Raw genomic sequence first — 21846 nt, 5'->3', positions numbered from 1 at the left:
AGGGAGGCTCATGCAGCACAAGCCGTCCGGCGGTGCCCGTCCGGGCACCGCCACCGGCCCCCGGAGCGGTCCGATGAGCATCGGCGCCGTGCTGAAGGAGCTCCGCGCTGAGTTTCCCGAGCTCACCGTGGCCGGGATCCGGTTTCTGGAGGCGGAGGGGCTGGTGGAGCCGGCCCGCTCGCCGTCGGGTGGCCGCCGGTTCCGGGAGGCGGATGTGGCGCGGCTGGGCCGGGTGCTGCGGCTGCAGCGCGACCACTGCCTGTCGCTGCGCGCGATCAAGGAGCACCTGGGGGCGCCCGGGCGGGACTCCGCCGCTCCCGCACCGTCGGTGGCCGCTCCGCGCGGCGCCGAGGCCGGGAGGGCGTCCGAGCCCGGCCCGGCACCCGTGGCCTCCGCTGTCCGTACCGGGCGCCGGGAACTGCTCGGGTCCGCGGGCGTGCGGGAGGAGGAGCTGGCCGAGTGGGAGGAGTACGGCCTGCTCGGACCGGCCGCGGACGGCACCTATCGGCTTGCCGATGTGGCCGTGGCCCGACTGGTGGCCCGGCTCGGACGGCACGGGGTGGAGGCGCGGCACCTGCGGTCCGTCAAGGCGGCCGCCGACCGGCAGCTCGCCCTGGCCGAGCAGCGCGTCGCGCCGCTGCGGCGCCATCCGGACCAGCGGACCAGGTCGGGAGCCGAGAGCACGGCCGAGGAACTGGCCGATCTCTCCGTGCGGCTCTACGGGGCCTTCATGGCCTCCGGAACGCACCCGGACCGCACGCGGTGTGACTGAATCAGCACACGGATGCCGGTGCCGGACGGCTGCCCGACTACCCAAACAGGCGCGGCACGGCCTAGGGTTGCTGTGTGAATGAGCTCGACGTAGTGGGTGTCCGGGTGGAAATGCCCACCAACCAACCGATCGTGCTCCTGCGAGAAGTGGGAGGCGACCGCTACCTCCCCATCTGGATCGGTCCTGGGGAGGCGACCGCGATCGCCTTCGCGCAGCAGGGCATGACCCCCGCACGCCCACTCACCCATGACCTGTTCAAGGACGTCCTGGAAGCAGTGGGTCAGGAGCTGACCGCGGTCCGCATCGTGGATCTGCGGGAAGGCGTGTTCTACGCGGAGCTGGTCTTCGCCAGTGGAGTGGAGGTCAGTGCCCGTCCGTCCGACGCCATAGCGCTCGCCCTGCGCACCGGAACGCCGATCTACGGCAGCGACGGTGTGCTGGACGACGCGGGGATCGCGATCCCGGACGAGCAGGAGGACGAGGTGGAGAAGTTCCGCGAGTTCCTCGACCAGATCTCCCCGGAGGACTTCGGCACCAGCAGCCAGTGACGTTCCGCCGACGATAAGCCGCGGTCGGCGCTTCCGGCCGGTGGCGGGGGAGAGGTGCGCGCCGTGCCGCGCCGGTGGGACTCACCGGGCATCCGGCCAGTCCTGCCCCGCCTTCGGGCACGCGAAACCACTCTCCCGGGCACTATCACTCGCCGTGCCGAGTGTGGCGATCATTGACGCACTCGGAGTGACTGCCTACCTTCATGTGGGCAGGTTCCGGGGGTGACCCGGGATGTGAAGGACGGAGGTCGGCGTGACAAGCACCGGCGGCGAAGGTACGGCGGCTGGCGACTCGTCCCTACTCGGCGGCCCGATTCCGGCCTCCGGCCAGGAGGCGCCCCCGGGGCGGCCGGGCCCCGCTCCCTCCCCGGCAGGTGCCGTCGGCCCGGTCGGTGACGCTCCCCCGGAGCAGGTCGGCTACCGCGGTCCCACCGCCTGCTCGGCGGCCGGGATCACCTACCGGCAACTCGACTACTGGGCCCGGACCGGACTGGTCGAGCCCAGCATCCGCCCCGCCTACGGCTCGGGCAGCCAGCGGCTCTACAGCTTCCGGGACATCGTCGTCCTCAAGATCGTCAAACGGCTGCTGGACACCGGTGTCTCGCTGCAGAACATCCGCGCGGCCGTCCGGCACCTGCGTTCCGGAGGCCGTACCGATCTGGCGCGAATGACGCTGATGAGTGACGGGGCCACGGTCTACGAGTGCTCCTCGCCCGACGAGGTGGTCGATCTTCTGCAGGGCGGCCAGGGCGTCTTCGGGATCGCTGTCGGCGTCGTCTGGAAGGACGTCGAGGGCGCGCTCTCCCGGCTGCACGGGGAGCGTGTCGACACCGGTGAGACGCTCGTGCGGGACCACCCCGAGGACGAGCTCGCCCGGCGCCGCAACCGCGCCGGCTAGCGCGCCCGCGCCCGGGCGGCGCGGCCGCCGGGCACGCCGCGGCCGGGGAGTGTCAGTGGCGTACGGCAGCATCGGGGGGTGTGAGGACCCAGCCGACCATCCTGCATCTGGACATGGATGCCTTCTTCGCCGCGGTGGAGCAGGCATCCAAGCCCAGCCTGCGCGGGAAGCCGGTCGTGGTCGGCGGTCTCGGGCCCCGCGGGGTGGTCTCCACCGCGTCCTACGAGGCCCGGCGCTTCGGGGTGCACTCCGCGATGCCCACGGCGCAGGCGCGGCGGCTGGCGCCGAACGCGGCGTATCTGGGCGCCAGGTTCGGGCTCTACCGCGCCGTCAGCGACGTGGTGATGGAATTGCTGCACGGCCTCTCGCCCCTGGTGGAGCCGCTGAGCCTCGACGAGGCGTTCGTGGACCTGGAGGCCGGTCAGGCCCTGGAAGGGACACAGGGCGGCGCTGAAGGGGCGCGGGAGGTCGGTGAGCGGCTGCGGCGGGACATCGCGACGGCGACGGGGCTGACCGGCTCGGTGGGGCTCGCGGGGTCCAAGATGCTCGCGAAGATCGCCTCGGAGCAGGCGAAGCCCGACGGCCTGGTGCTCATCCCGGTCGGCACCGAGCGCGGGATGCTGGCTCCGCTGTCCGTGCGGACCCTGCCCGGGGTCGGGCCGGCCACCGCGGAGGTGCTGCGCAGGGCGGGGATCGGCACCGTGGGCGAGATCGCGGAGGCCGGCGAGGACGAACTGCTGCGGCTGCTCGGAAGGGCGCACGGCATCTCGGTCCACGCGATGGCGCACGGGGTCGACGACCGTCCGGTGGTGGCCGAGCGGGACGCCAAATCGGTCTCCGTGGAGGACACCTACGACGTCGACCTCACCGACCGCACCCGGGTCCGGCTGGAGGTGGAGCGGCTGGCCGGGCGCTGTGTGACGCGCCTGCGCGCGGCGGGGCGGTCCGGGCGCACGGTCGTCATCAAGGTGCGCAGCTACGACTTCTCCACCCTCACCAGATCCGAGACGCTCCGCGGCCCCACCGACGACGCCGGCGTCGTGCGCGAGGCGGCGCTGCGGCTGCTGGACGGGGTGGACACCACGGCCGGTGTGCGGCTGCTCGGCGTGGGTGTCAGCGGGCTGGCCGACTTCACCCAGGAGGACTTGTTCGCGCAGGCCCAGGCCGCTCAGGGGCGCGCGGCCGCCCATGAGACCGGTACGGAGCCCGGGGCGGACGGTCCGGGTCCGGGGCAGCCGGGGCCGGATGCCGGGGAGCGGCCAGGGGCGGGCCAGGCGGCCGGAGAGGCGGCCGCCGTCGAGGAGCCGGGCGCGGCGGTGCCCGCCGACCGGCGCTGGATCCCCGGCCGGGATGTGCGCCATGCCGTCCACGGGCGGGGCTGGGTGCAGGGCAGCGGTGTCGGGAAGGTCACCGTCCGGTTCGAGGAGCCGGACTCGGCACCGGGCCGGGTGCGCACCTTCTCGGTCGACGATCCGCAACTGGAGAGCGCCGAACCGGTCATGCTGGGTGCGGGTGTCGCGGGCCCCGCTACGGATCAGTCCCCGGCGCCGGCTATCCGCCCGAAATCCCGGTCCGCGGGCGGCGGCGCCTCGCCGCCGACGGGCACGTCGAGCCCGTAGTGGCGGTAGAGCTCCAGTTCCTGCTGCGGGGAGAGGTGGCGGCCGACGCCGAAGTCGGGGGCGCTCTTGATCAGAGCCCGCTCGAACGGGACCCGCAGTCCCCTCTCGTCCAGGTCGGAGGGCTCCAGCGGGACGAAGGCGTCCCGGCTGAAGAGGCCCGTGCGCAGTGCGGCCCACTCCGGGTCGCCCGTGGCGTCGTCGAGGTACACCTCGTCCACGGTGCCGATCTTGGCTCCTGCACGGTCGAACGCCTTGCGGCCGATCAGGCTTCGCGGATCTGTTCCGGTCTGCACGGGGCTCCTCCACCAGGGTCGCGACGCGCTGTTTCTGCGCGTACTCACCACGAAACGGCACTTTTCGACTATTGGCCACTCGGGCGCACGCCGGGTTACCACGCAAGGGGGCGCTGATACTCTCGAGGTGGCTGTCGACCCCGTGCGGGAGAGTCCTCCGGTGCAGTTTCCGGAGGCGCCGAAGGAGCAACTCCTCCCCGGAATCTCTCAGGCTCACGTACCGTGCGGACGAGGTCACTCTGGAAAGCAGGGCGGGCCCGGACCAGCACACCGAAGCCCTCCCTCACCGACGGTGTAAGCCGAGCGTCCGGCACGTGGCTCGGTGAAACTCTCAGGTCAGATGACAGAGGGGGAGGCCGTCCGGGCACCCGTGAAAGGTGCCCCTCGCAGGTCGCACAGACCAGGAGGCCCCCGCAGATGACTTCCCCTCGCACCCCGCTCTCGGCGCTGGAGAGCGGCATCCCCTTCGAGAGTCGCCACATCGGACCCGACGCCGGTGCCCAGGCCAAGATGCTCGCCCAGGTCGGCTACGGATCGCTCGACGAGCTGACCGGCGCGGCCGTGCCCGAGGTGATCCGCAGCACCGAGCGGCTGAAGCTCCCCGACGCGCGGAGCGAGGCCGACGTGCTGGCCGAGCTGCACACCCTCGCGCGGCGCAACCAGGTCCTGCACTCCATGATCGGCCTGGGCTACTACGGCACCTTCACCCCGCCGGTGATCCTGCGCAACGTCATGGAGAACCCCGCCTGGTACACGGCCTACACCCCCTACCAGCCGGAGATCTCGCAGGGCCGGCTGGAGGCGCTGCTCAACTTCCAGACGGTCGTCTCCGACCTGACCGGGCTGCCCACCGCGGGCTCCTCGCTGCTGGACGAGCCCACGGCCGCCGCCGAGGCGATGGCCCTCTCGCGCCGGGTCGGCAAGGCCGGAAAGCGGGGCGGCGGCGTGTTCCTGGTCGATGCCGACTGCCTGCCGCAGACCGTGGCGGTGCTGCGTACCCGCGCCGAGCCGACCGGTGTGGAGATCGTGGTCGCCGACCTGGACGAGGGCATCCCCGAGGAGCTCACCGGGCGGGGGATCTTCGGGGTGCTGCTCCAGTACCCGGGCGCCTCCGGAGCGATACGCGACCAGCGCCGCACCGTCGAGCAGGCGCACGCACTCGGCGCGGTGGTCACCGTCGCCGCCGACCTGCTGGCGCTGACGCTGCTGACCTCCCCCGGCGAGCTGGGCGCGGACATCGCCGTCGGCTCCAGCCAGCGGTTCGGAGTGCCGATGGGCTTCGGCGGGCCGCACGCGGGCTACATGTCCGTCCGCGAGCAGTTCGCCCGCAGCCTGCCCGGGCGGCTGGTCGGGGTCTCCAAGGACGTGGACGGAGCGCAGGCCTACCGCCTCGCCCTGCAGACCCGTGAACAGCACATCCGGCGGGAGAAGGCCACCAGCAACATCTGCACCGCGCAGGTGCTGCTGGCGGTGATGGCGGGAATGTACGCCGCGTACCACGGTCCGGACGGGCTGGCGGCGATCGCCCGCCGCACCCACCGGTACGCGGCGCTGCTCGCGGCCGGGCTGCGGGACGGCGGGGTCGAGATCGTCCACGACAGCTTCTTCGACACCGTCACCGCGCGCGTCCCGGGCCAGGCGGCCCGGGTCACCGAGCGGGCCCGCGAGGCGGGGGTCAACCTGCGCCTGGTGGACGCCGACCACGTCGGCGTGGCCTGCGACGAGACCACGGGCCGGGAGCAGCTCGCCACCGTGTGGCAGGCGTTCGGTGTCGCGGCCGCGCAGGCCGACCTCGACGAGCTGGACGCGGTCACCGGCGACGCGTTGCCGGCCGGGCTGCTGCGCACCGACGAGTACCTGACCCATCCGGCCTTCCACGAGCACCGCTCCGAGACCGCCATGCTGCGCTACCTGCGCCGGCTGGCCGACCGGGACTACGCGCTGGACCGCGGCATGATCCCGCTGGGCTCCTGCACGATGAAGCTCAACGCCACCACGGAGATGGAGCCGGTCACCTGGCCGGAGTTCGGCGCACTGCACCCCTTCGCGCCCGCCGAGCAGGCCGAGGGGTATCTGACGCTGATCCGCGAGCTGGAGGAGCGGCTGGCCGAGGTCACCGGCTACGACAAGGTCTCCCTCCAGCCCAACGCGGGCTCGCAGGGCGAACTGGCCGGGCTGCTGGCGGTCCGCGCCTACCACCGTGCCAACGGCGAGCCCGGGCGCACCGTCTGCCTCATTCCCTCCTCGGCGCACGGCACCAACGCGGCCAGCGCGGTGATGGCGGGGATGACGGTCGTGGTCGTCAAGACCAGCGACAACGGCGACGTGGACGTGGCCGACCTGCACGCCAAGATCGAGCAGCACGGCGACGAGCTGGCCGTTCTGATGGTCACCTACCCGTCCACGCACGGCGTGTTCGAGGAGCACATCACCGAGGTCTGCGCAGCCGTGCACGACGCGGGCGGTCAGGTGTACGTGGACGGCGCCAACCTGAACGCGCTGCTGGGGCTGGCGAAGCCGGGGCGCTTCGGCGCCGACGTCTCGCACCTGAACCTGCACAAGACGTTCTGCATCCCGCACGGCGGGGGCGGCCCCGGCGTCGGCCCGATCGGGGTGCGCGCGCACCTGGCCCCGTACCTGCCCAATCACCCGCTGCAGCCCGCCGCGGGGCCCGCGACGGGGATCGGCCCGGTCTCCGGGGCGCCGTGGGGATCGGCCGGCATCCTGCCCATCTCCTGGGCGTACGTCCGGCTGATGGGGGCCGAGGGGCTGCGCAGGGCCACCCAGGTGGCGGTGCTGAGCGCCAACTACATCGCCAAGCGGCTGGAGCCGCACTATCCGGTGCTCTACGCGGGCCCGCACGGACTGGTGGCGCACGAGTGCATCATCGACGTGCGTCCGCTGACCAAGCAGACCGGTGTCAGCATCGACGATGTCGCCAAGCGGCTGATCGACTACGGGTTCCACGCGCCGACGATGTCCTTCCCCGTCGCCGGGACGCTGATGATCGAGCCGACGGAGAGCGAGGACCTCAACGAGGTCGACCGGTTCTGCGAGGCGATGATCGCCATTCGTGCGGAGATCGAGAAGGTCGGTACGGGGGAGTGGGACGCGGAGGACAACCCGCTGCGCAACGCCCCGCACACGGCCGCGATGCTGGGCCGCGAGTGGCAGCAGGGGTATGGCCGCGAGGAGGCGGTCTTCCCCGCCGGTGTGCACGCGGGTGACAAGTACTGGCCGCCGGTGCGCCGGATCGACGGCGCGTACGGCGACCGCAACCTGGTCTGCTCCTGCCCGCCGATCGCGGAGTACGACGCCGGGTAGCGATGGTTGGCCGCGGGCGCGGCCTCCTGGGCCGGGGGCGTGCGCCGGCCTGGTTCGCGGAACGACGGATTCAGGGCCGGTACGGCGGATGCCGTGCCGGCCCTGCGTCGTGCGGTGTTGTGGGAATCGCGGTGCGCTGTGCGGCCGTCGGCGGCGCGCCGTGACGTCCGGTGCGGCCCTGTGGGACGTGCCGGCCGGGTGTCAGGCGGCGGTGGTGACGTGGCGCGTGCCGAGCGGCTTGTGCGGAGCGATGATCCGGCCGTCCGGCAGCAGCTCTCCCGTGTCCTCGAAGAGGAGCACTCCGTTGCAGAGCAGGCTCCAGCCCTGCTCCGGGTGGTGGACCACGGCTTGCGCGGCCTCCCTGTCGGCTGAGTCCGCTGTCGGGCACGGTGGCTGGTGCTGGCACATTGTCGGTGTCGTCTTCCGTCGTGTTGTGGCGTCTGTCCTGCGGTTCCTGTTGTGCATGACCGATCCCCCGTCACCCCGTACGTGCGTACGTTCCGGTCCGTCTCCCAGTGTTCCGCTGCCGACGCGGATTCGCAGGGATTTCGCGTCAGCTCGTACCCAACCGCACAGACGCGTCACCCGGGTAGGCGGTTGCGCCCAACTGCACCGTCATTTCGGGGGGTTCGGGCTCCCGCGAAGACTAGCCCATTCGGAGGGGCGCCCAGCGGCACCGGCGGTTCCCGCAGGCGGACGCCGTCTCACGCGGGCGTACGCAGCAGCGGTGCCGTGCCGGGGTCGGCTCCGCGCGCGGGAGCCGCTGCCGACCCGAGTCTGCGGGTCAGCGCGGGCAGCAGCGTGTCCACGCGGTGCGCGGTGTGCGGGGCGATACCCGGCGGCGCCGGAGCCAGGGGGATCAGCAGATCGGCCGGGTCGGGGACGCCGTCGTGCGGGTCGCCGCCGATGTCGGCGTGCAGCCACAGGGTCAGCATGTAGAGCTCCGGCACCGACAGCAGGCGCGGCTGGTAGGGCGTCGGCAGTACCTCGGCCTGGCGCAGCGCGCGGACCGTCGAGAGGACGTAGGGGCCCTGCCGGAACTGGCCGAAGGTCCAGCCGTCCGCGGTCGGCACGGCTTCGGCGGTGCCGACGAACGCGGAGCCGTGGCCGCTCTCGCCGTCGGTGCCTCCGTCGGCCAGCAGGAAACGCCAGCCGGTCAGCCGGGTGCGCGGGGCCACCGCTGCCGATGCGTCGGCCCGTCCGGTGCCGTCCGGCGCGACGCGCACCATCTCGTAGGCGGGAAGGGGGAGTTCGGGGCGCAGCGGGCCCTGCGCCGTGCGCAGGGCGAGCGGGGCCCGGGAGCCCCGTACCGCGCTCGGGGAGCCGAGGGCGGTCAGGACACTGCGCAGGGCGGGGGCGGGGGCCGAGAGTGCGTGCAGCGGCATGGCGGGTCGCCTCTCTTGGGAGACACATGGTGCTGGCAGGAGCGCGACGGCGGTGTCGGCGCGGAGATGGCCGCAGGCGCGGCTGGGAGGGGTCGACCGGGGCGGCCGGGATCGCCAAGTCTCTGCCTCGTTCGCGCAGTTTATACGAGATGTGTTCGAGTGGTGTTTCCGCTAACGTGTCCTGCTGTTTCCCGTAAGACTGCAACAGGACGCATCGGCGGACTTTTCACCTGCGCCGACCCCGGCGCTGCGCGGTTGACCTCGGATTCCGGGCAAAACGCGGTCGGCCTGATGTCGTCGGTGATTATGACGAGAGCTGTGCCGCGGGTGCTGGACACCGCCGTATGCCGAGGGAATGTGCCGCCGGGCCTCGGTCAGCGTAGCGGCAGTTCCCCGCCGCGTCAGCCCTGCCAGGCGTTATCCGCGGCGCGGCAGGGCATCATCGGTGCACGCTCGGCCGGGACCTCCGGCAGCGTCCACCAGCAGGGAGGAAGCCTCCGATGGGAGAGAAGGTCGTCGCCGACAGGTTCGACCTGTCCGATCGACGGCGGTACCGGGAGAAGCTGCACACGTGCCTGCGGGGACTGTGGCAGCTACTGGAGGAGAAGCGGTTCGACCGCCCCAGGAATCTCATGGGGCTGGAGATCGAACTCAATCTCGCGGATGTCCAGGGGCAGCCCCTCATGGTGAATGCCGAGGTACTCCAGCGGATCGCGAGCTCGGATTTCCAGACAGAACTGGGGCAGTTCAATCTCGAAGTGAACATCGTGCCGCATGCGCTCTCCGGAAGAGTTCTCGATCAGCTCGCCGAGGAACTCCGCACCGGGCTGGCATACGCGGACCGGCAGGCCCGGGAAGTGGATGCCCGGATCGTCATGATCGGCACCCTGCCGACCCTCACGGCGCGCGACCTGACGCTGGCCAACCTCACCGAGGACGACCGCTACCGGCTGCTGAACGACCAGATCATGGCCGCGCGCGGCGAGGAGGTGGCGCTCGACATCGAGGGGGTCGAGCATCTGGTGAGCACCTCGGAGTCGATAGCGCCGGAGTCCGCCTGCACCTCCGTGCAACTCCACCTCCAGGTGACGCCCGGACGGTTCGCGGACGTGTGGAACGCGGCGCAGGCCGTCAGCGCCGCCCAGGTCGCCATGGGGGCGAACTCGCCCTTCCTGTTCGGGCACGAACTGCTGCGCGAGTCCCGGGTGCCGCTCTTCGTCCAGGCGACGGACACCCGCCCGCCCGAACTGATCTCCCAGGGCGTCCGCCCGCGCACCTGGTTCGGGGAGCGCTGGATCTCCTCCGCGTACGACCTGTTCGAGGAGAACCTGCGCTACTTCCCCGCCCTGCTGCCCATCTGCGACGAGGAGGACCCCACAGGCGTGCTCGCATCCGGCGGGGTGCCGGCCCTGTCCGAGCTGACGCTGCACAACGGGACGATCTACCGCTGGAACCGGCCCGTCTACGGAGTCGTGGACGGCGCCCCGCACCTGCGGGTGGAGAACCGGGTGCTGCCCGCCGGACCGACGGTGACCGATGTGCTGGCCAACACCGCGTTCTACTACGGGCTGGTGCGCGCGCTGGCCGACGAGCCACGACCGGTCTGGAACCGGTTGCCGTTCGAGTACGCCGAGCGGAACTTCGACGCGGCGTGCCGGTACGGAATCGAGGCCGAGCTGTGGTGGCCGCGCTCGGGCCGGGGCACCGGACTGCGCCGGCAGCCCGCCGTCCGGCTGGTGCGCGAGGAGTTGCTGCCCCTGGCCGCCGCGGGGCTCGACGCGTGGGGCGTGGAGCCGGCCGACCGCGACCGCTGCCTCTCGGTCATCGAGGAGCGCTGCCGGCTGCGCGTCAACGGGGCGTCCTGGCAGGCGGCCGCCTACCACCGCGCACTGGAGTCCGGCCTGGACCGGGAGAAGGCGCTGGCCGCGATGGCCCGCGGCTACTGCGACCGGGCCGCGTCCGGAGCGGCCGTGCACACCTGGGACAACGGGCCGTAGCCCGGCTGCCGCGCCCGGCACCCCGCCCCACCGGGCCCGCGCCGCACCCGGCGCGGGCCCGGCCGTGTCGTCGGTACCGGTGCGCCGGGACCCCGCAGGCCGACCCCGCCACCGCCGTCGGGCAAGCTGTGACGTGGCAGCGCACCGGAGTACGCCCGGCAGGTGCCCTGCGGCAACGGCGGAGGGGTGGCACCGCCCCCGGGGGCCCGTCCCTCCGGCCGCTGCGCGTGTCGCTCCACCGCTGCCGTGCCCCGGCGCGGCCCGCCGGACGGTGCGACGCGGCCCGACGGCCGACGGTGCGGTCGCGGCGCGCCGGGGCGGTGGCGGAGCCGCCGGTGGTGCGACAGGAGGGACAAGGATGGATCCGGCGTCGGCAACGGGAGGTTCGCGTGCGCGCACAGGTGCCTGAGGAACCGCGGCCCGCCCCCGCGGGCGGGCTGCCGCGGCAGGTGCTGGGCACCGAACTGCTGCTCGTCCTGGCGCTCTCCCTGGGAGCCAGCGCCGTCTCTTCGCTGATCAGCTTCGTCGGCGCGCTGACGCGGCCGGGCGGGCTGGCCGACCAGGCCGCCCGGCTCAACTCCTCGCAGGCGCCCGGACGGCCCTGGCTCGACCTGGCCTGGCAGCTCTTCGGGATCGCCACCGCGCTGGTGCCGGTCGCCCTGGTCGCCCACCTCCTGGCGCGGGAGGGCGCCGGCGGGCTGCGGGTGCTCGGCCTCGACCGCCGCAGGCCCCTCTTCGACCTGAGCCGGGGCGCCGCCCTGGCCGCGGGCATCGGCGGCTGCGGGATCGGGCTCTACCTGCTGGCCCAGGCCGGGGGGTTCAACCTCACCGTGGAGCCGGAGTCGCTGCCGGACGTGTGGTGGAAGTATCCGGTGCTGGTCGCCTCCGCGGTGCAGAACTCGGTGCTGGAAGAGGTCGTCGTCGTCGGATACCTGCTGCGCCGGCTCGACCAGCTCGGCTGGTCGCCGCTCGCCGCGCTCGGCACGAGCGCGGTGCTGCGCGGCTCCTACCACCTCTACCAGGGCATCGGAGGATTCTTCGGCAACCTGGCGATGGGCGTCGTCTTCGCCTTCCTCTACCGGCGGTGGGGCCGCGTGGGGCCGCTGGTGGCGGCCCACGCGCTGATCGACATCGTGGCCTTCGTCGGCTACGCGCTGCTCGCGGGGCGGGTGGACTGGCTGCCCACGCCCTGAAGCCGCGCTCGGCGGGCCGCGCGACGCCGCCGGCCGGTCACTGCAGTCCGGTGAGCAGCTCCGCGTCCAGCACGGTGACCGCCCGCCCGGTCAGCAGGGTGCGCTCGCCGCGCAGCGTGGTGCGCACTTCGCCGGTGCGCCGCGAGACCTGAAGGCCGGTCAGGGCGGCGCGGCCGAGCCGCTGCGACCACAGCGGGGCGAGCGCGGTGTGCGCGCTGCCGGTGACGGGGTCCTCCGGGATGCCGTGCACGGGCGCGAAGACCCGTGAGACGAAGTCGTGTTCCCGCGCCCCGGTCCCGGAGCCGTTCGGTGCCGCCGCTGCCGTCACCACCACGGTCGGGGCGGGGAGCGCGGCGACCGCTGCCGGGTCGGGTGCCAGGTCGCGCACCGTGCGCTCGTCGGCGAACTCCAGGACCAGCTTCTGCAGCGGACCGGTGTCCCAGGCGGCCAGGGGTTCGGCGCCGAAGACCTCCCGGGCGCTCTCCGGGACCGGGACGGGGACCGGAGCGGCGGTCGGAAAGTCCAGGGTGAGGCTGCCGTCCGCGTCGCGGGAGGCGCCCAGGACGCCGCTGCGGGTCCGGAAGCGCACCCGCCCGTCCTCGTCCAGCAGGCCGTCGCCGCCCAGCACATGGGCGGCGGCGAGGGTGGCGTGGCCGCACATGTCGACCTCGGTCGTCGGTGTGAACCAGCGCAGCGCCCAGTCGGCGTCTGCGGTGTCGGTCAGCGGGTGCAGATAGGCGGTCTCGGACAGGTTCAGTTCGGCGGCGAGGGCCTGGAGGCGGGAGTCGTCCGGGAAAGCGGCCGCCTCCAGGAGTACGACGGCGGCGGGATTCCCGGTGAAGGGGCGGTCGGCGAAGGCGTCGACGGTGCGCAGTCTCATGCCCGCGGACGGTACGGGGCGGAGGCGGGCGGATGCAGGGCCAATGCGCGGCGGGTGGACCGGGAGCGCCGGTGCGGACCGCGGAAGGCGGCCGACCGGGCGGCGCGGTGCGGGGCGTGCGGCTCCGGGCCCGGGACCGCCGGGAACACCTGCGGATCAGCACCGCTCGTAGCGGTGCCCGTCCTCGCCCGCGGGGCGGACGTCCAGGTCCCGCCGTACGACCGACAGCCGCTCGCCCCAGGCGCGGCAGGCCGCTGCCAGCCCTTCGGCGGTGTACTCGACGTCCAGCACCCGGTCGTCGTACGCCTCCGCGTAGCGGCCGCACTCGCCGTACTGCCCGCACTCCTCCGTCACCGCGAAGTCGAAGCCCATCGCGGTGCGCCGCGGCAGCAGTTCCTGTGCGTTCTTCTGCCCGGCCGCCAGTCCGCTCCGGTGCGCACGCCGGGTCAGGAGCGCGGCGAACGCCACGTTGTCGGCCCGGCTGAGCCGGTCGCCGGAGCGCTCGTAGGAGTCGAGGTTGTCCACCTCGACCGCCTGGAATCCCTTTTCGGCGCAGCCGTCGATCCAGCCTCCGACGAGGTTCGCGAGTTCGTCGCGGTGCGCGGCGGTGGAGGTGTCCAGCAGTGCTTCGTTCCAGTCGGTGTCCAGCACCGGTTTGCCGCTCGCGGTCCGCAGCACCAGGTCGGGATGGTGTCGCTGCCACCAGTCCAGCGCATCGGGTTGGGCCTGGAAGCCGTTGACGTAGCAGACGTTGTAGTGCCCCGGTGCGGGGTCGTGCGCACGGTCCCGGGAGAGCACGCGCACGCCGTCGGGCGGCGGGTAGGCGCCCCCGATCTGGTAGTCGAAGCCCGCGTGCGCGGGCGGCGGCGCCGGGTGTGCGGCGGTGGCACTGCGGCCGGGGTCCGGGGCGCCGTCGTCGCCTTGGCCCGCTCCGCAGCCGCTCAGAGCGGCCCACAGCAGCAGGGCGGTGGCGAGCGCCGGGATCCGGACGCGACTCGCCGGGGCGGCGGTGGTGTGCATGCGGGGGGACTCCTGACCGGACGCGGGAAGCGCCTGCCGCCCCCTTGCGCCCAGCTTACGGAGTGTGCCCGGGGGCGCGGGCCGCCGGTCCGCCCGCACGGCGCGGAGTCTGCCTGCAGTGAAAAGCTTGTCATGCGATCGGTTCCGATATATCGTCGAAGTATCGCGAAAGATCGAAGATGTGATGTGGAGGAATCGACGATGTATCCCTACGAAATGCAGCAGGACGAGACTCCCCGTCGGTACGGACCCGGGCCCGGCCGCGGCACCGAGGGGCCCGGTGCCGGGCCCTGCGGTCCGCACGGGCGCGGGCGCGGACGCGGGCCGGGGCACGGGCGGGCCGCCTTCGGCCCGTTCGGGCCGCCCTTCGGCGGTGGGCCCTTCGGTGGCCGCGGCCGTGGCGGCCCCCGGGGCCGGGCACGGCGCGGTGACGTCCGGGCCTCGATCCTGGCGCTGCTCAAGGACCGTCCGATGCACGGCTACGAGATGATCCGGGAGATCGCCGAACGCAGCGGCGGCGGCTGGAAGCCCAGCCCCGGTTCCGTCTACCCGACGCTGCAGCTGCTGGAGGACGAGGGGCTGATCGCCAGTGAGAGCGAGGGTGGCAAGAAGCTCTTCGCGCTCACCGAGGCGGGCACCGCCGAGGCGGAGAGTGGCGCCGAGGCCCCCTGGGAGGAAGCGGGGCGCGGCGCCGACTGGGAGGCCCTGCAGGAGGTGCGCACCGCGGCCGGAGGGCTCGCGGCCGCCTTCCAGCAGGTGTGGGCGACCGGGACGGAGGGGCAGCGGCAGAAGGCGCTCCGCGTGGTCAACGATGCGAGGAAGAGCCTGTATCTGATCCTGGCCGAGGAGGACTGAACCCCGGCCCGCGGCCCGCGGCGCCTCCGGACCCCCGAGGGGGACCGGGGGTGCCGTCTCCTTCCCAGGGAGGAGGTGGCGGCAGCCGTGCACACCCGCAGGCGGACGGGCATATGCCACGGCACGCTGACGATCCGCGCGGGTGCGTGTGATGTGGTGGTTCGGTGCACAGTCCTACACCGCCCAGCGCCTCGGCCGAAGCGGGGATCGACACCCTGGTCGACCCGCCGGTCGGTGACGCGCTGGCTGAAGTGATCGCCACGGCCCGCCGGCGTGCGGCGCGGGACGGGGACCGGCAGATCGACACGGCGCACCTGCTGCACAGTCTGCTGGAGTCCGACAGCGGCACCTGGGAACTGCTGGACGGCGGCGGCGCACAGCTCGGCAGGCTGCTCGGCTATCTCGTCCAGCGCAGCATCGGCTACGGCCTGCGCTGGCAGAGCGCCGTGGAGGACTCCGGGGCCGTGCCGGCCGTCTCCGACCAGCCCGGCGGGGTGCCCGGCTGGTCGCCCAGCGCGCAGGCCGCGCTCGAACTCGCCGCGCGCCGTGCCCGGCGGCTCGGGAACCCGCGGACCGAGGCCGTCGACCTGTTCGCGGGCGTGGTGGCCGACCCGGAGTGCCGGGGTGCGGAGGTGCTGCGGCGCGCGGGTGTCGACCTCGTGCGGCTCGTCGACCGGACCGGCGTCGCCGCGGACGTCTGAGTCGCCTGCTGCCTGCTGCCTGCTGCCTGCTGCCTGCTGCCTGCTGCCCGCCGCCTGCTGCCCGCCGTCTGCCGCCCGTCGGTTCCGGTCCGCCCGCCGGCGCCGGGCCTGCGGACCGCTCGGCGAGGTGTCCTGCCCGGCCGGGCCTTGTCAGGGGCATCCGGGGTGACACTCCTGTCGGAGCTTGAGATGATGCGCCGATGCGCACCCACTCCTCCACGGCCGCTCCCCGGGCCCCCGCCTCGGGCCTCGCCCTGGCCCTGGCCTCCGCCTTCGCGTTCGGCAGCTCGGGGGTCGCGGCGAAACCGCTCATCGAAGCCGGGATGGAACCGCTTCACGTCACCTGGCTGCGGGCGGCCGGTGGTGCGCTCGTGCTGCTGCCGCTGGCCTGGCGGCACCGGGCACTGGTGCGCGAACGTCCCTGGCTGCTGCTGGGGTTCGGGCTGCTCGCCGTCGCGGGTGTGCAGGCGTGTTACTTCACCGCGCTCTCCCGCATCCCGGTCGGTGTCGCACTGCTGATCGAGTACCTGGCCCCGGCGCTGGTGCTGCTGTGGGTGCGGTTCGTGCAGCGCCGCGCGGTGACCCGGGCCGCCGCCGTCGGCATGGTGCTGGCCGTCGGCGGACTGAGCTGCGTCGTCGAGGTGTGGGCGGGGCTGCGGCTGGACGGGCTCGGCCTGCTGCTCGCCCTGGGTGCCGCCTGCTGCCAGGTGGGCTACTTCGTGCTCTCGGACCACGGCAGCACCGCCGAGGGCGACGCCGCCGCCCGGCCGCCCGCCGACCCGGCGGGTGTCATCGCCTACGGACTGCTGATCGGCGCCCTGGCGTTGACCGCCGTCGCCCGGCCCTGGCACACCGACTGGAGTGTGCTGGCGGACAGCGCTCCGCTGCACGGCACCGCGGTGCACGGACTGGCGCTGCTGGCCTGGATCGTGCTGGTGGCCACCGCCACCGCCTATCTGACCGGGGTGGTCTCGGTGCGGCGGCTCTCGCCACCCGTGGCCGGCGTGGTCGCCTGCCTGGAGGCGGTCGTCGCGACGGTGCTCGCCTGGGTGCTGCTCGGGGAGCATCTGAGTGCCGTGCAGTTGGCCGGGGGTGCCCTCGTGCTGCTGGGTGCCCTCGTCGCCCAGCGCTCCACCCCCGAGCCGCGGGCCGCCGCACCACCGGTCGCCGGGTCCGGCGGCCCCGCGGACGCGGCGCTGGACGTCAGCGTGCGGTGAGGTAGCCGGGGACGGGGATGTCCGGAGCCAGGTCGTCGGCCGGTATCGGAGCGCCGTGGACGGGGGAGACGGGCACCACGCCGCTCCAGTGCGGCAGGGCGAGGTCCTCGGGCTCGTCGCCCGGGCCGCCGCTGCGGGACTTGACCGACACCTCGGCCAGGTCCACGCGGACGACGGCGGTCGCGGCGAGTTCCTTGGCGTTGGCGCGGCGCGAGTCCGCCGCCCGGCCGGGGACGGCGCTCTCCACGATCGCGTCCAGCGCCAGCAGCCGCTCCTCGTGGTCGGTCACCGGATACGCGAGCCCGTGCGCCACCACGGAGCGGTAGTTCACCGAGTGGTGGAAGGCGGCCCTGGCCAGCACCAGTCCGTCCAGGTGCGTGACGGTCACGCACACCGGTACCCCCGCGTCCGCCTGTCCGGCCTCCCGCAGCGGGCGGGACCCCGTGGAGCCGTGCACGTACAGCCGTTCCCCCACGCGTGCGTACAGCGTGGGCAGCACGACGGGTGCGCCGTCGCGGACGAAGCCGAGGTGGCACAGGCAGCCCGCGTCCAGGACGGCGTGCACCGTCTCCCGGTCGTAGCTCATCCGCTCGCGGGCCCGGGTGCCGGTGGTGCGCGGGGTCGGGGGATACGTCCTGGGGCCGGCCTCCGGGTCGGTCTTCGGCTCCGCTGTCGGTTCGGCTGTCGGTTCGGACGGTGAGCCGGTCACGGCATTCTCCTCGCTCTTCTCATTCCCCTATTGCACTAGTGCATAATAGAGTTTGTGCTAGGAGACTATCGGATCACGGGCCGGGGCGCAGCAGAGATCGCGGACAGCGTGGAGCGCGGCGTCGGCCGCGGCGCACTCGCGCCCGGCGACCCGCTGCCGCCCCTGCGGGAACTGGCCACCGCGCTCGGCGTGAACCCCAACACCGTGGCCGCCGCCTACCGCACCCTGCGCGACCGCGGCGTCATCGAGACCGCAGGGCGGCGCGGCAGCCGGGTACGGCAGCGCCCCGCCACCGCACCCCGGGAGTCCGTTCGGGTCGAGCCGCCGCCCGGCGGCGTCGACCTCTCCACCGGCAACCCCGACCCCGCGCTGCTTCCCCCGCTCACCGCTGCCTTCACCGCTTCCGCCGACCGCGCGGCGCGCGCTCCCGTGCTCTACGGAGCTCCCGACACCGACCCCGGATTCGCCTCCCTGGCCCGGGCGGCGCTGGACGCCGACGGTGTGCCCGCAGGGCCGCTTGCCGTCACCTCCGGATCCCTGGACGCCATCGAACGCGTACTGACGGCACATCTGCGCCCCGGTGACGCGGTCGCCGTCGAGGACCCGGGCTGGGGCAGCCTGCTCGACCTCGTGCCCGCACTGGGGCTGCGCCCGGTACCCGTCCCCGTCGACGACTCCGGGCCGCTCCCCGCCGACCTGGACCGCGCCCTGCAACAGGGCGCGCGGGCGGTGCTGGTCACCGACCGCGCCCAGAACCCGACGGGCGCCGCCGTCCCGGCCGCACGCGCCGCCGAACTGCGCGCCGTACTGGCCGCCCGCCCCGAAACACTGCTCATCGAGGACGACCACGGCCACGGCATCGTCGACCTGCCGTTGCATCCGCTCGCGGGCACCACGCATCGCTGGGCCCTGGTGCGTTCCACCGCCAAGGCATACGGCCCCGATCTGCGGCTCGCGGTGCTCACCGGCGACCCGCTCACCGTCGACCGGGTCCGCGGCCGCCAGCGGCTCGGCCCCGGCTGGGTCAGCCAACTGCTCCAGCGGGCCGTCGCACACCTGTGGGAGACCGGGGCGACCCGCCCCGAGCAGGTGGCCGGCTCCTACGGCGCGCGGCGCACCGCGCTCATCGGCGCGCTCGCCGCCCGGGGCGTCGCCGCGCACGGACGCAGCGGCATGAACGTGTGGGTGCCGGTGCCGGACGAAACCGGTCCGGTGGCCCGGCTGCTCCAGGCGGGCTGGGCGGCGGCGCCGGGCGCCCGGTTCCGGCTCGCGTCGCCGCCCGGGCTGCGGCTGACCGTCTCACCGCTGTCCCCGGCCGACGTCGAACGCGTCGCCGCCGATGTCGCCGCCGCGCTGCGCCCGGCCGGTGGAGGGCGCTTCGACTGACGCGGCGCACCCGCCGGCGCGCCGGGAGAGCCGAGCACCCCGGCCCGCCCGGCCGCGGACGGTCCCGGGCCGTGCCGGGGCCGGCCGGGTGCCGGGTCGCGGACCGGCACCGCCCCGGTCAGGTCCGGGGGTCGGAACGCGGCGCGGAACCGGACCGTCCCGTCAGAGCGCGTACCCACCAGCCGATGAGCACGGCGTTCACCAGGGCGCACCCCAGCAGGAGCGGGACGAACCCCCACGGTCCGTCGGGCAGCGGGAGCGCCAGGACGACCAGGCTGAGCGGCAGGGTCGCGAACGTGGGGACCACCCCGGCCATGGACTCGCCGCTCTCGTCCCATGCCGTGACCGCGACGGCCCACCCGATCAGGCCCACGCACAGCGCGAGGTAGAGGAGCGCCGGCACGCTGGTGAGAGCCCGGCGGACGGTGCGGAGGACGGAGCGCTGCTCGGCGGTCATGGGGGGAACTCCTCGTCGGTGGTGCGCGCCGGTGCCCTGCGGAGCCGCTCTTCGCCGCGGCCCCGGGACCATCCTGCCCCGCTTCGCGCCGCGCCGGGACAGGTACGGGCCCGCGGGCCGGAGCGGCGGCGCAACCCGGCCGCTCCGGCCCGCGGACCGGGATCAGGACGTACTGTCCGGCAGCTCCGCACGGATGGTTCGTGCGGCGGTGACCAGGTTCTCCAGGGAGGCCCTGGTCTCCGGCCAGCCGCGGGTCTTGAGGCCGCAGTCGGGGTTGACCCACAGCCGCTCGGGCGGGATGGCTTCGAGGCCCTTGCGGAGCAGGGCCGTGGCCTCTTCGGCACCGGGCACCCGGGGGGAGTGGATGTCGTAGACGCCGGGGCCGGCTTCGCGGGGGTAGCCGTGTCCGGCCAGTTCGTGGGCGACCTGCATGTGGGAGCGGGCGGCCTCCAGGCTGATGACGTCGGCGTCCAGATCGTCGATCGCCTGCACGATGTCGCCGAACTCGGCGTAGCACATGTGGGTATGGATCTGGGTGTCGGGCCGTACTCCGGCGGTGGTGAGGCGGAACGCCTCGGTCGCCCAGGCCAGGTAGGCCTCGCGGTCGGCGGCGCGCAGCGGGAGGGTCTCGCGCAGTGCGGGTTCGTCGACCTGGATGACCGAGGTGCCGGCGGCCTCCAGGTCGCCCACTTCGTCGCGCAGCGCGAGGGCGACCTGGCGTGCCGTGTCCCCGAGGGGCTGGTCGTCGCGGACGAAGGACCAGGCGAGCATGGTGACCGGGCCGGTGAGCATGCCCTTGACGGGGCGTTCGGTCAGTGACCGGGCGTACCGGGCCCAGCGCACCGTCATCGGCTCGGGGCGGGAGAGGTCGCCGGCCAGGATCGGAGGGCGGACGTAGCGGGTGCCGTAGGACTGCACCCAGCCGTGCCGGGTGGCCAGGTAGCCGGTGAGCTGTTCGGCGAAGTACTGCACCATGTCGTTGCGTTCGGGTTCGCCGTGCACCAGCACGTCGATGCCGGCCTTTTCCTGGAAGGCCAGGACGTCGCGGATCTCGGTCCTGATCCGCTCCTCGTAGGCGTCCGGGTCGATGCGCCCGGCGCGCAGATCGGCGCGGGCGGTGCGCAGTTCGGTCGTCTGGGGGAAGGAGCCGATGGTGGTGGTCGGCAGCAGCGGCAGGCGCAGCTGCGCGCGCTGCGCCGAGGTGCGCTCGGCGTAGGACGGGGAGCGGTGGGTCTCGGCCTCCGTGACGGCCGCGGCCCGGGCCCGCACCGCCGGGTCGTGGGTGAGTGCGGAGCCGGTGCGGGAGGCCAGGGCGGCGCGGTTGGCGGCCAGTTCGGCGCCGATGGCGTCGGTGCCCTGCGCCAGGCCCTTGGCGAGGGTGGCGATCTCGGCCGTCTTCTGCCGGGCGAAGCTGAGCCAGCGCAGCACCTCTGGGTCGATGTCGCCCTCGGCCTGCGCGTCCAGCGGCACGTGCAGCAGCGAGCAGGAGGCCGACACGTCCACCCGGCCGGCGAGACCGAGGAGGGTGCCCAGGGTGGTCAGGGACTTCTCCAGGTCGTCGATCCAGATGTTGCGGCCGTTGACGACGCCGGCCACCAGCCGCTTGCCGGGCAGGCCGCCGACGGCGGCCAGCGCGTCGAGGTTGGCCGCGGCCGCCCCGGTGAAGTCCACGGCGAGGCCGTCGACCGGTGCCTTGGCCAGTACGGGCAGGGCGTCGCCGAGCCGGTCGAAGTAGGAGGCGACCAGCAGTTTCGGCCGGTCCGTGAGTCCGCCGAGCGCGCGGTGTGCCCGCTCGGCGGCGGCCAGCTCCTGCGGGGTACGGTCCTGGACCAGCGCGGGCTCGTCCAGCTGGACCCATGCGGCGCCCGCGGCGCGGAGGTCGGCGAGGAGTTCGGCATAGACCGGCAGGAGCCGCTCCAGCAGGCTCAGCGGCTCGAAGTCCGCGGCGACACCCGGGGCGGGCTTGGCCAGCAGCAGGTAGGTGACCGGACCGACCAGCACGGGCCGGGCCGCCAGCCCCAGCGCCAGGGCTTCCTTCAGCTCGGTGACCTGCTTGGTGGCGTCGGCCGCGAATACGGTGTCCGGACCGAGTTCGGGGACCAGGTAGTGGTAGTTGGTGTCGAACCACTTGGTCATCTCCAGCGGTGCCACGTCCTGGGTGCCGCGGGCCATCGCGAAGTAGCCGGCCAGCGTGTCCGCCGCCACGGCGGCGCGATGCCGTTCGGGGACCGCGCCGACCATGACGCTGGAGTCCAGCATGTGGTCGTAGTACGAGAAGTCGCCGGTGGGCACTTCGTGGATGCCGGTCTCGGCGAGCTGCCGCCAGTTGGCCGCGCGCAGGTCCTTCGCGGTCTGCTGGAGGCCGGCGGCGGTGACGCGGCCCTTCCAGTAGCCCTCGACGGCCTTCTTCAGCTCCCGGTTCGGGCCCTGGCGGGGGTAGCCGTGGACGGTGGCCCCTGCTGCCGCGGCTGCGGACGTGGCTGTCACGGAGATCTCCTTCGCGAGATGTCTCGTCGGGATCCCGGCGAGCACGAGGAGCGAAGGTGACGGAACACCGGTGCGGAGGCGGAAGTGCGGCCTGCGTCCGTCCAC

General features: G+C 73.7%; 19 protein-coding genes and 1 riboswitch. Of the genes, 11 read left to right on the top strand and 8 right to left on the bottom strand.

Annotation, left to right across the window (positions count from 1 at the left end; all coding sequences use genetic code 11):
• The first annotated feature begins 10 nt into the window (after nt 1–10).
• The 4 genes from ftsR (at nt 11) to A949_RS0121440 (ending at nt 3837) form a co-directional block, all read left to right on the top strand.
• The gene (gene ftsR / locus A949_RS0121455; protein ID WP_019358090.1) at nt 11–772 is read left to right on the top strand and encodes a transcriptional regulator FtsR; all 762 of its coding nucleotides are present in this window, start codon (nt 11–13) and stop codon (nt 770–772) included.
• Between the two features lie 74 nt (nt 773–846).
• A complete protein-coding gene (locus A949_RS0121450; RefSeq protein ID WP_026004895.1) occupies nt 847–1320 on the top strand; it encodes a bifunctional nuclease family protein in 474 nt (157 codons plus the stop codon).
• Between the two features lie 253 nt (nt 1321–1573).
• Nucleotides 1574–2218, top strand: a complete 645-nt coding sequence (locus A949_RS0121445) for a MerR family transcriptional regulator (protein ID WP_019358088.1) — start codon at nt 1574–1576, stop codon at nt 2216–2218.
• A gap of 80 nt (nt 2219–2298) precedes the next feature.
• Nucleotides 2299–3837 (top strand): DNA polymerase IV, encoded by a 1539-nt coding sequence (locus A949_RS0121440; protein ID WP_019358087.1) that lies wholly within the window; start codon nt 2299–2301, stop codon nt 3835–3837.
• Here A949_RS0121440 and A949_RS0121435 read toward each other — a convergent pair.
• Nucleotides 3753–4130 carry a PRC-barrel domain-containing protein gene (locus tag A949_RS0121435; RefSeq protein ID WP_019358086.1) on the bottom strand — a complete coding sequence of 126 codons (378 nt, stop codon included), beginning with the start codon at nt 4128–4130 and terminating at the stop codon, nt 3753–3755. The two genes, A949_RS0121440 and A949_RS0121435, sit on opposite strands and share 85 nt — an antisense overlap.
• A gap of 135 nt (nt 4131–4265) precedes the next feature.
• Nucleotides 4266–4363, top strand: a riboswitch (glycine riboswitch).
• Between the two features lie 184 nt (nt 4364–4547).
• On the opposite strand from A949_RS0121435, the gene gcvP reads away from it, so the two are divergent.
• On the top strand, nt 4548–7454 hold the full coding sequence (gcvP, locus tag A949_RS0121430; RefSeq protein ID WP_019358085.1) for an aminomethyl-transferring glycine dehydrogenase: 2907 nt from the start codon (nt 4548–4550) through the stop codon (nt 7452–7454).
• Nucleotides 7455–7655: 201 nt separating this feature from the next.
• Here the strand turns inward: gcvP and A949_RS0121425 are convergent, their stop codons facing one another.
• A complete protein-coding gene (locus tag A949_RS0121425) occupies nt 7656–7862 on the bottom strand; it encodes a DUF5999 family protein (protein WP_026004894.1) in 207 nt (68 codons plus the stop codon).
• Nucleotides 7863–8158: 296 nt separating this feature from the next.
• Entirely contained in the window at nt 8159–8839 is a 681-nt protein-coding gene (locus A949_RS0121420) for a hypothetical protein (protein ID WP_019358083.1), read from the bottom strand.
• A gap of 500 nt (nt 8840–9339) precedes the next feature.
• Between A949_RS0121420 and A949_RS0121415 the strand changes: the two genes are divergently transcribed.
• Both A949_RS0121415 and A949_RS0121410 read left to right on the top strand, forming a co-directional pair.
• The gene (locus A949_RS0121415) at nt 9340–10836 is read left to right on the top strand and encodes a glutamate--cysteine ligase (protein ID WP_019358082.1); all 1497 of its coding nucleotides are present in this window, start codon (nt 9340–9342) and stop codon (nt 10834–10836) included.
• A 389-nt stretch (nt 10837–11225) separates the two neighbouring features.
• The gene (locus A949_RS0121410) at nt 11226–12029 is read left to right on the top strand and encodes a CPBP family intramembrane glutamic endopeptidase (protein WP_019358081.1); all 804 of its coding nucleotides are present in this window, start codon (nt 11226–11228) and stop codon (nt 12027–12029) included.
• Nucleotides 12030–12066: 37 nt separating this feature from the next.
• Here A949_RS0121410 and A949_RS0121405 read toward each other — a convergent pair whose 3' ends face one another.
• Both A949_RS0121405 and A949_RS0121400 read right to left on the bottom strand, forming a co-directional pair.
• Nucleotides 12067–12909, bottom strand: coding sequence for a PhzF family phenazine biosynthesis protein (locus A949_RS0121405; protein ID WP_019358080.1), 843 nt, complete (start codon nt 12907–12909; stop codon nt 12067–12069).
• A gap of 156 nt (nt 12910–13065) precedes the next feature.
• Nucleotides 13066–13929, bottom strand: a complete 864-nt coding sequence (locus A949_RS0121400) for an endo alpha-1,4 polygalactosaminidase (RefSeq protein WP_019358079.1) — start codon at nt 13927–13929, stop codon at nt 13066–13068.
• Nucleotides 13930–14130: 201 nt separating this feature from the next.
• On the opposite strand from A949_RS0121400, the gene A949_RS0121395 reads away from it, so the two are divergent.
• The 3 genes from A949_RS0121395 to A949_RS0121380 all read left to right on the top strand — a co-directional run bounded on the left by A949_RS0121395 (nt 14131) and on the right by A949_RS0121380 (nt 16702).
• Complete coding sequence (locus A949_RS0121395) at nt 14131–14784, top strand: PadR family transcriptional regulator (protein WP_019358078.1); 654 nt, start codon at nt 14131–14133, stop codon at nt 14782–14784.
• Nucleotides 14785–14948: 164 nt separating this feature from the next.
• On the top strand, nt 14949–15485 hold the full coding sequence (locus A949_RS0121385; protein ID WP_019358077.1) for a Clp protease N-terminal domain-containing protein: 537 nt from the start codon (nt 14949–14951) through the stop codon (nt 15483–15485).
• A 200-nt stretch (nt 15486–15685) separates the two neighbouring features.
• Nucleotides 15686–16702, top strand: a complete 1017-nt coding sequence (locus A949_RS0121380; RefSeq protein WP_019358076.1) for an EamA family transporter — start codon at nt 15686–15688, stop codon at nt 16700–16702.
• On the opposite strand, the gene A949_RS0121375 is transcribed toward A949_RS0121380, so the two are convergent.
• Nucleotides 16689–17411: a pyridoxamine 5'-phosphate oxidase family protein gene (locus A949_RS0121375; RefSeq protein ID WP_019358075.1), complete on the bottom strand. Its 723-nt coding sequence runs from the start codon at nt 17409–17411 to the stop codon at nt 16689–16691. The genes A949_RS0121380 and A949_RS0121375 overlap by 14 nt on opposite strands.
• Before the next feature lie 54 nt (nt 17412–17465).
• On the opposite strand from A949_RS0121375, the gene A949_RS0121370 reads away from it, so the two are divergent.
• Entirely contained in the window at nt 17466–18797 is a 1332-nt protein-coding gene (locus tag A949_RS0121370; protein WP_078565491.1) for an aminotransferase class I/II-fold pyridoxal phosphate-dependent enzyme, read from the top strand.
• Between the two features lie 118 nt (nt 18798–18915).
• On the opposite strand, the gene A949_RS0121365 is transcribed toward A949_RS0121370, so the two are convergent.
• Both A949_RS0121365 and metE read right to left on the bottom strand, forming a co-directional pair.
• Nucleotides 18916–19254 carry an SCO4225 family membrane protein gene (locus A949_RS0121365; protein WP_019358073.1) on the bottom strand — a complete coding sequence of 113 codons (339 nt, stop codon included), beginning with the start codon at nt 19252–19254 and terminating at the stop codon, nt 18916–18918.
• A gap of 162 nt (nt 19255–19416) precedes the next feature.
• The gene (metE, locus tag A949_RS0121360; RefSeq protein ID WP_019358072.1) at nt 19417–21741 is read right to left on the bottom strand and encodes a 5-methyltetrahydropteroyltriglutamate--homocysteine S-methyltransferase; all 2325 of its coding nucleotides are present in this window, start codon (nt 21739–21741) and stop codon (nt 19417–19419) included.
• Between the last annotated feature and the right edge of the window lie 105 nt (nt 21742–21846).

It is taken from the genome of Streptomyces sp. AA1529, from assembly GCF_000280905.1.
Classification (GTDB): domain Bacteria; phylum Actinomycetota; class Actinomycetes; order Streptomycetales; family Streptomycetaceae; genus Streptomyces.
The sequence above is the reverse complement of the archived record's forward strand: the minus strand, read 5'-3'. Positions and strand labels throughout refer to the sequence as shown.

Excerpts from the sequence above, each read along its gene's own strand:
- ftsR (WP_019358090.1), top strand. The coding sequence starts at position 11 with ATGCAGCACAAGCCGTCCGGCGGTGCCCGTCCGGGCACCGCCACCGGC.
- gcvP (WP_019358085.1), top strand. The coding sequence starts at position 4,548 with ATGACTTCCCCTCGCACCCCGCTCTCGGCGCTGGAGAGCGGCATCCCC.
- A949_RS0121425 (WP_026004894.1), bottom strand. The coding sequence starts at position 7,862 with ATGTGCCAGCACCAGCCACCGTGCCCGACAGCGGACTCAGCCGACAGG.
- A949_RS0121420 (WP_019358083.1), bottom strand. The coding sequence starts at position 8,839 with ATGCCGCTGCACGCACTCTCGGCCCCCGCCCCCGCCCTGCGCAGTGTC.
- A949_RS0121415 (WP_019358082.1), top strand. The coding sequence starts at position 9,340 with ATGGGAGAGAAGGTCGTCGCCGACAGGTTCGACCTGTCCGATCGACGG.
- A949_RS0121405 (WP_019358080.1), bottom strand. The coding sequence starts at position 12,909 with ATGAGACTGCGCACCGTCGACGCCTTCGCCGACCGCCCCTTCACCGGG.
- A949_RS0121400 (WP_019358079.1), bottom strand. The coding sequence starts at position 13,929 with ATGCACACCACCGCCGCCCCGGCGAGTCGCGTCCGGATCCCGGCGCTC.
- A949_RS0121395 (WP_019358078.1), top strand. The coding sequence starts at position 14,131 with ATGTATCCCTACGAAATGCAGCAGGACGAGACTCCCCGTCGGTACGGA.
- A949_RS0121380 (WP_019358076.1), top strand. The coding sequence starts at position 15,686 with ATGCGCACCCACTCCTCCACGGCCGCTCCCCGGGCCCCCGCCTCGGGC.
- A949_RS0121365 (WP_019358073.1), bottom strand. The coding sequence starts at position 19,254 with ATGACCGCCGAGCAGCGCTCCGTCCTCCGCACCGTCCGCCGGGCTCTC.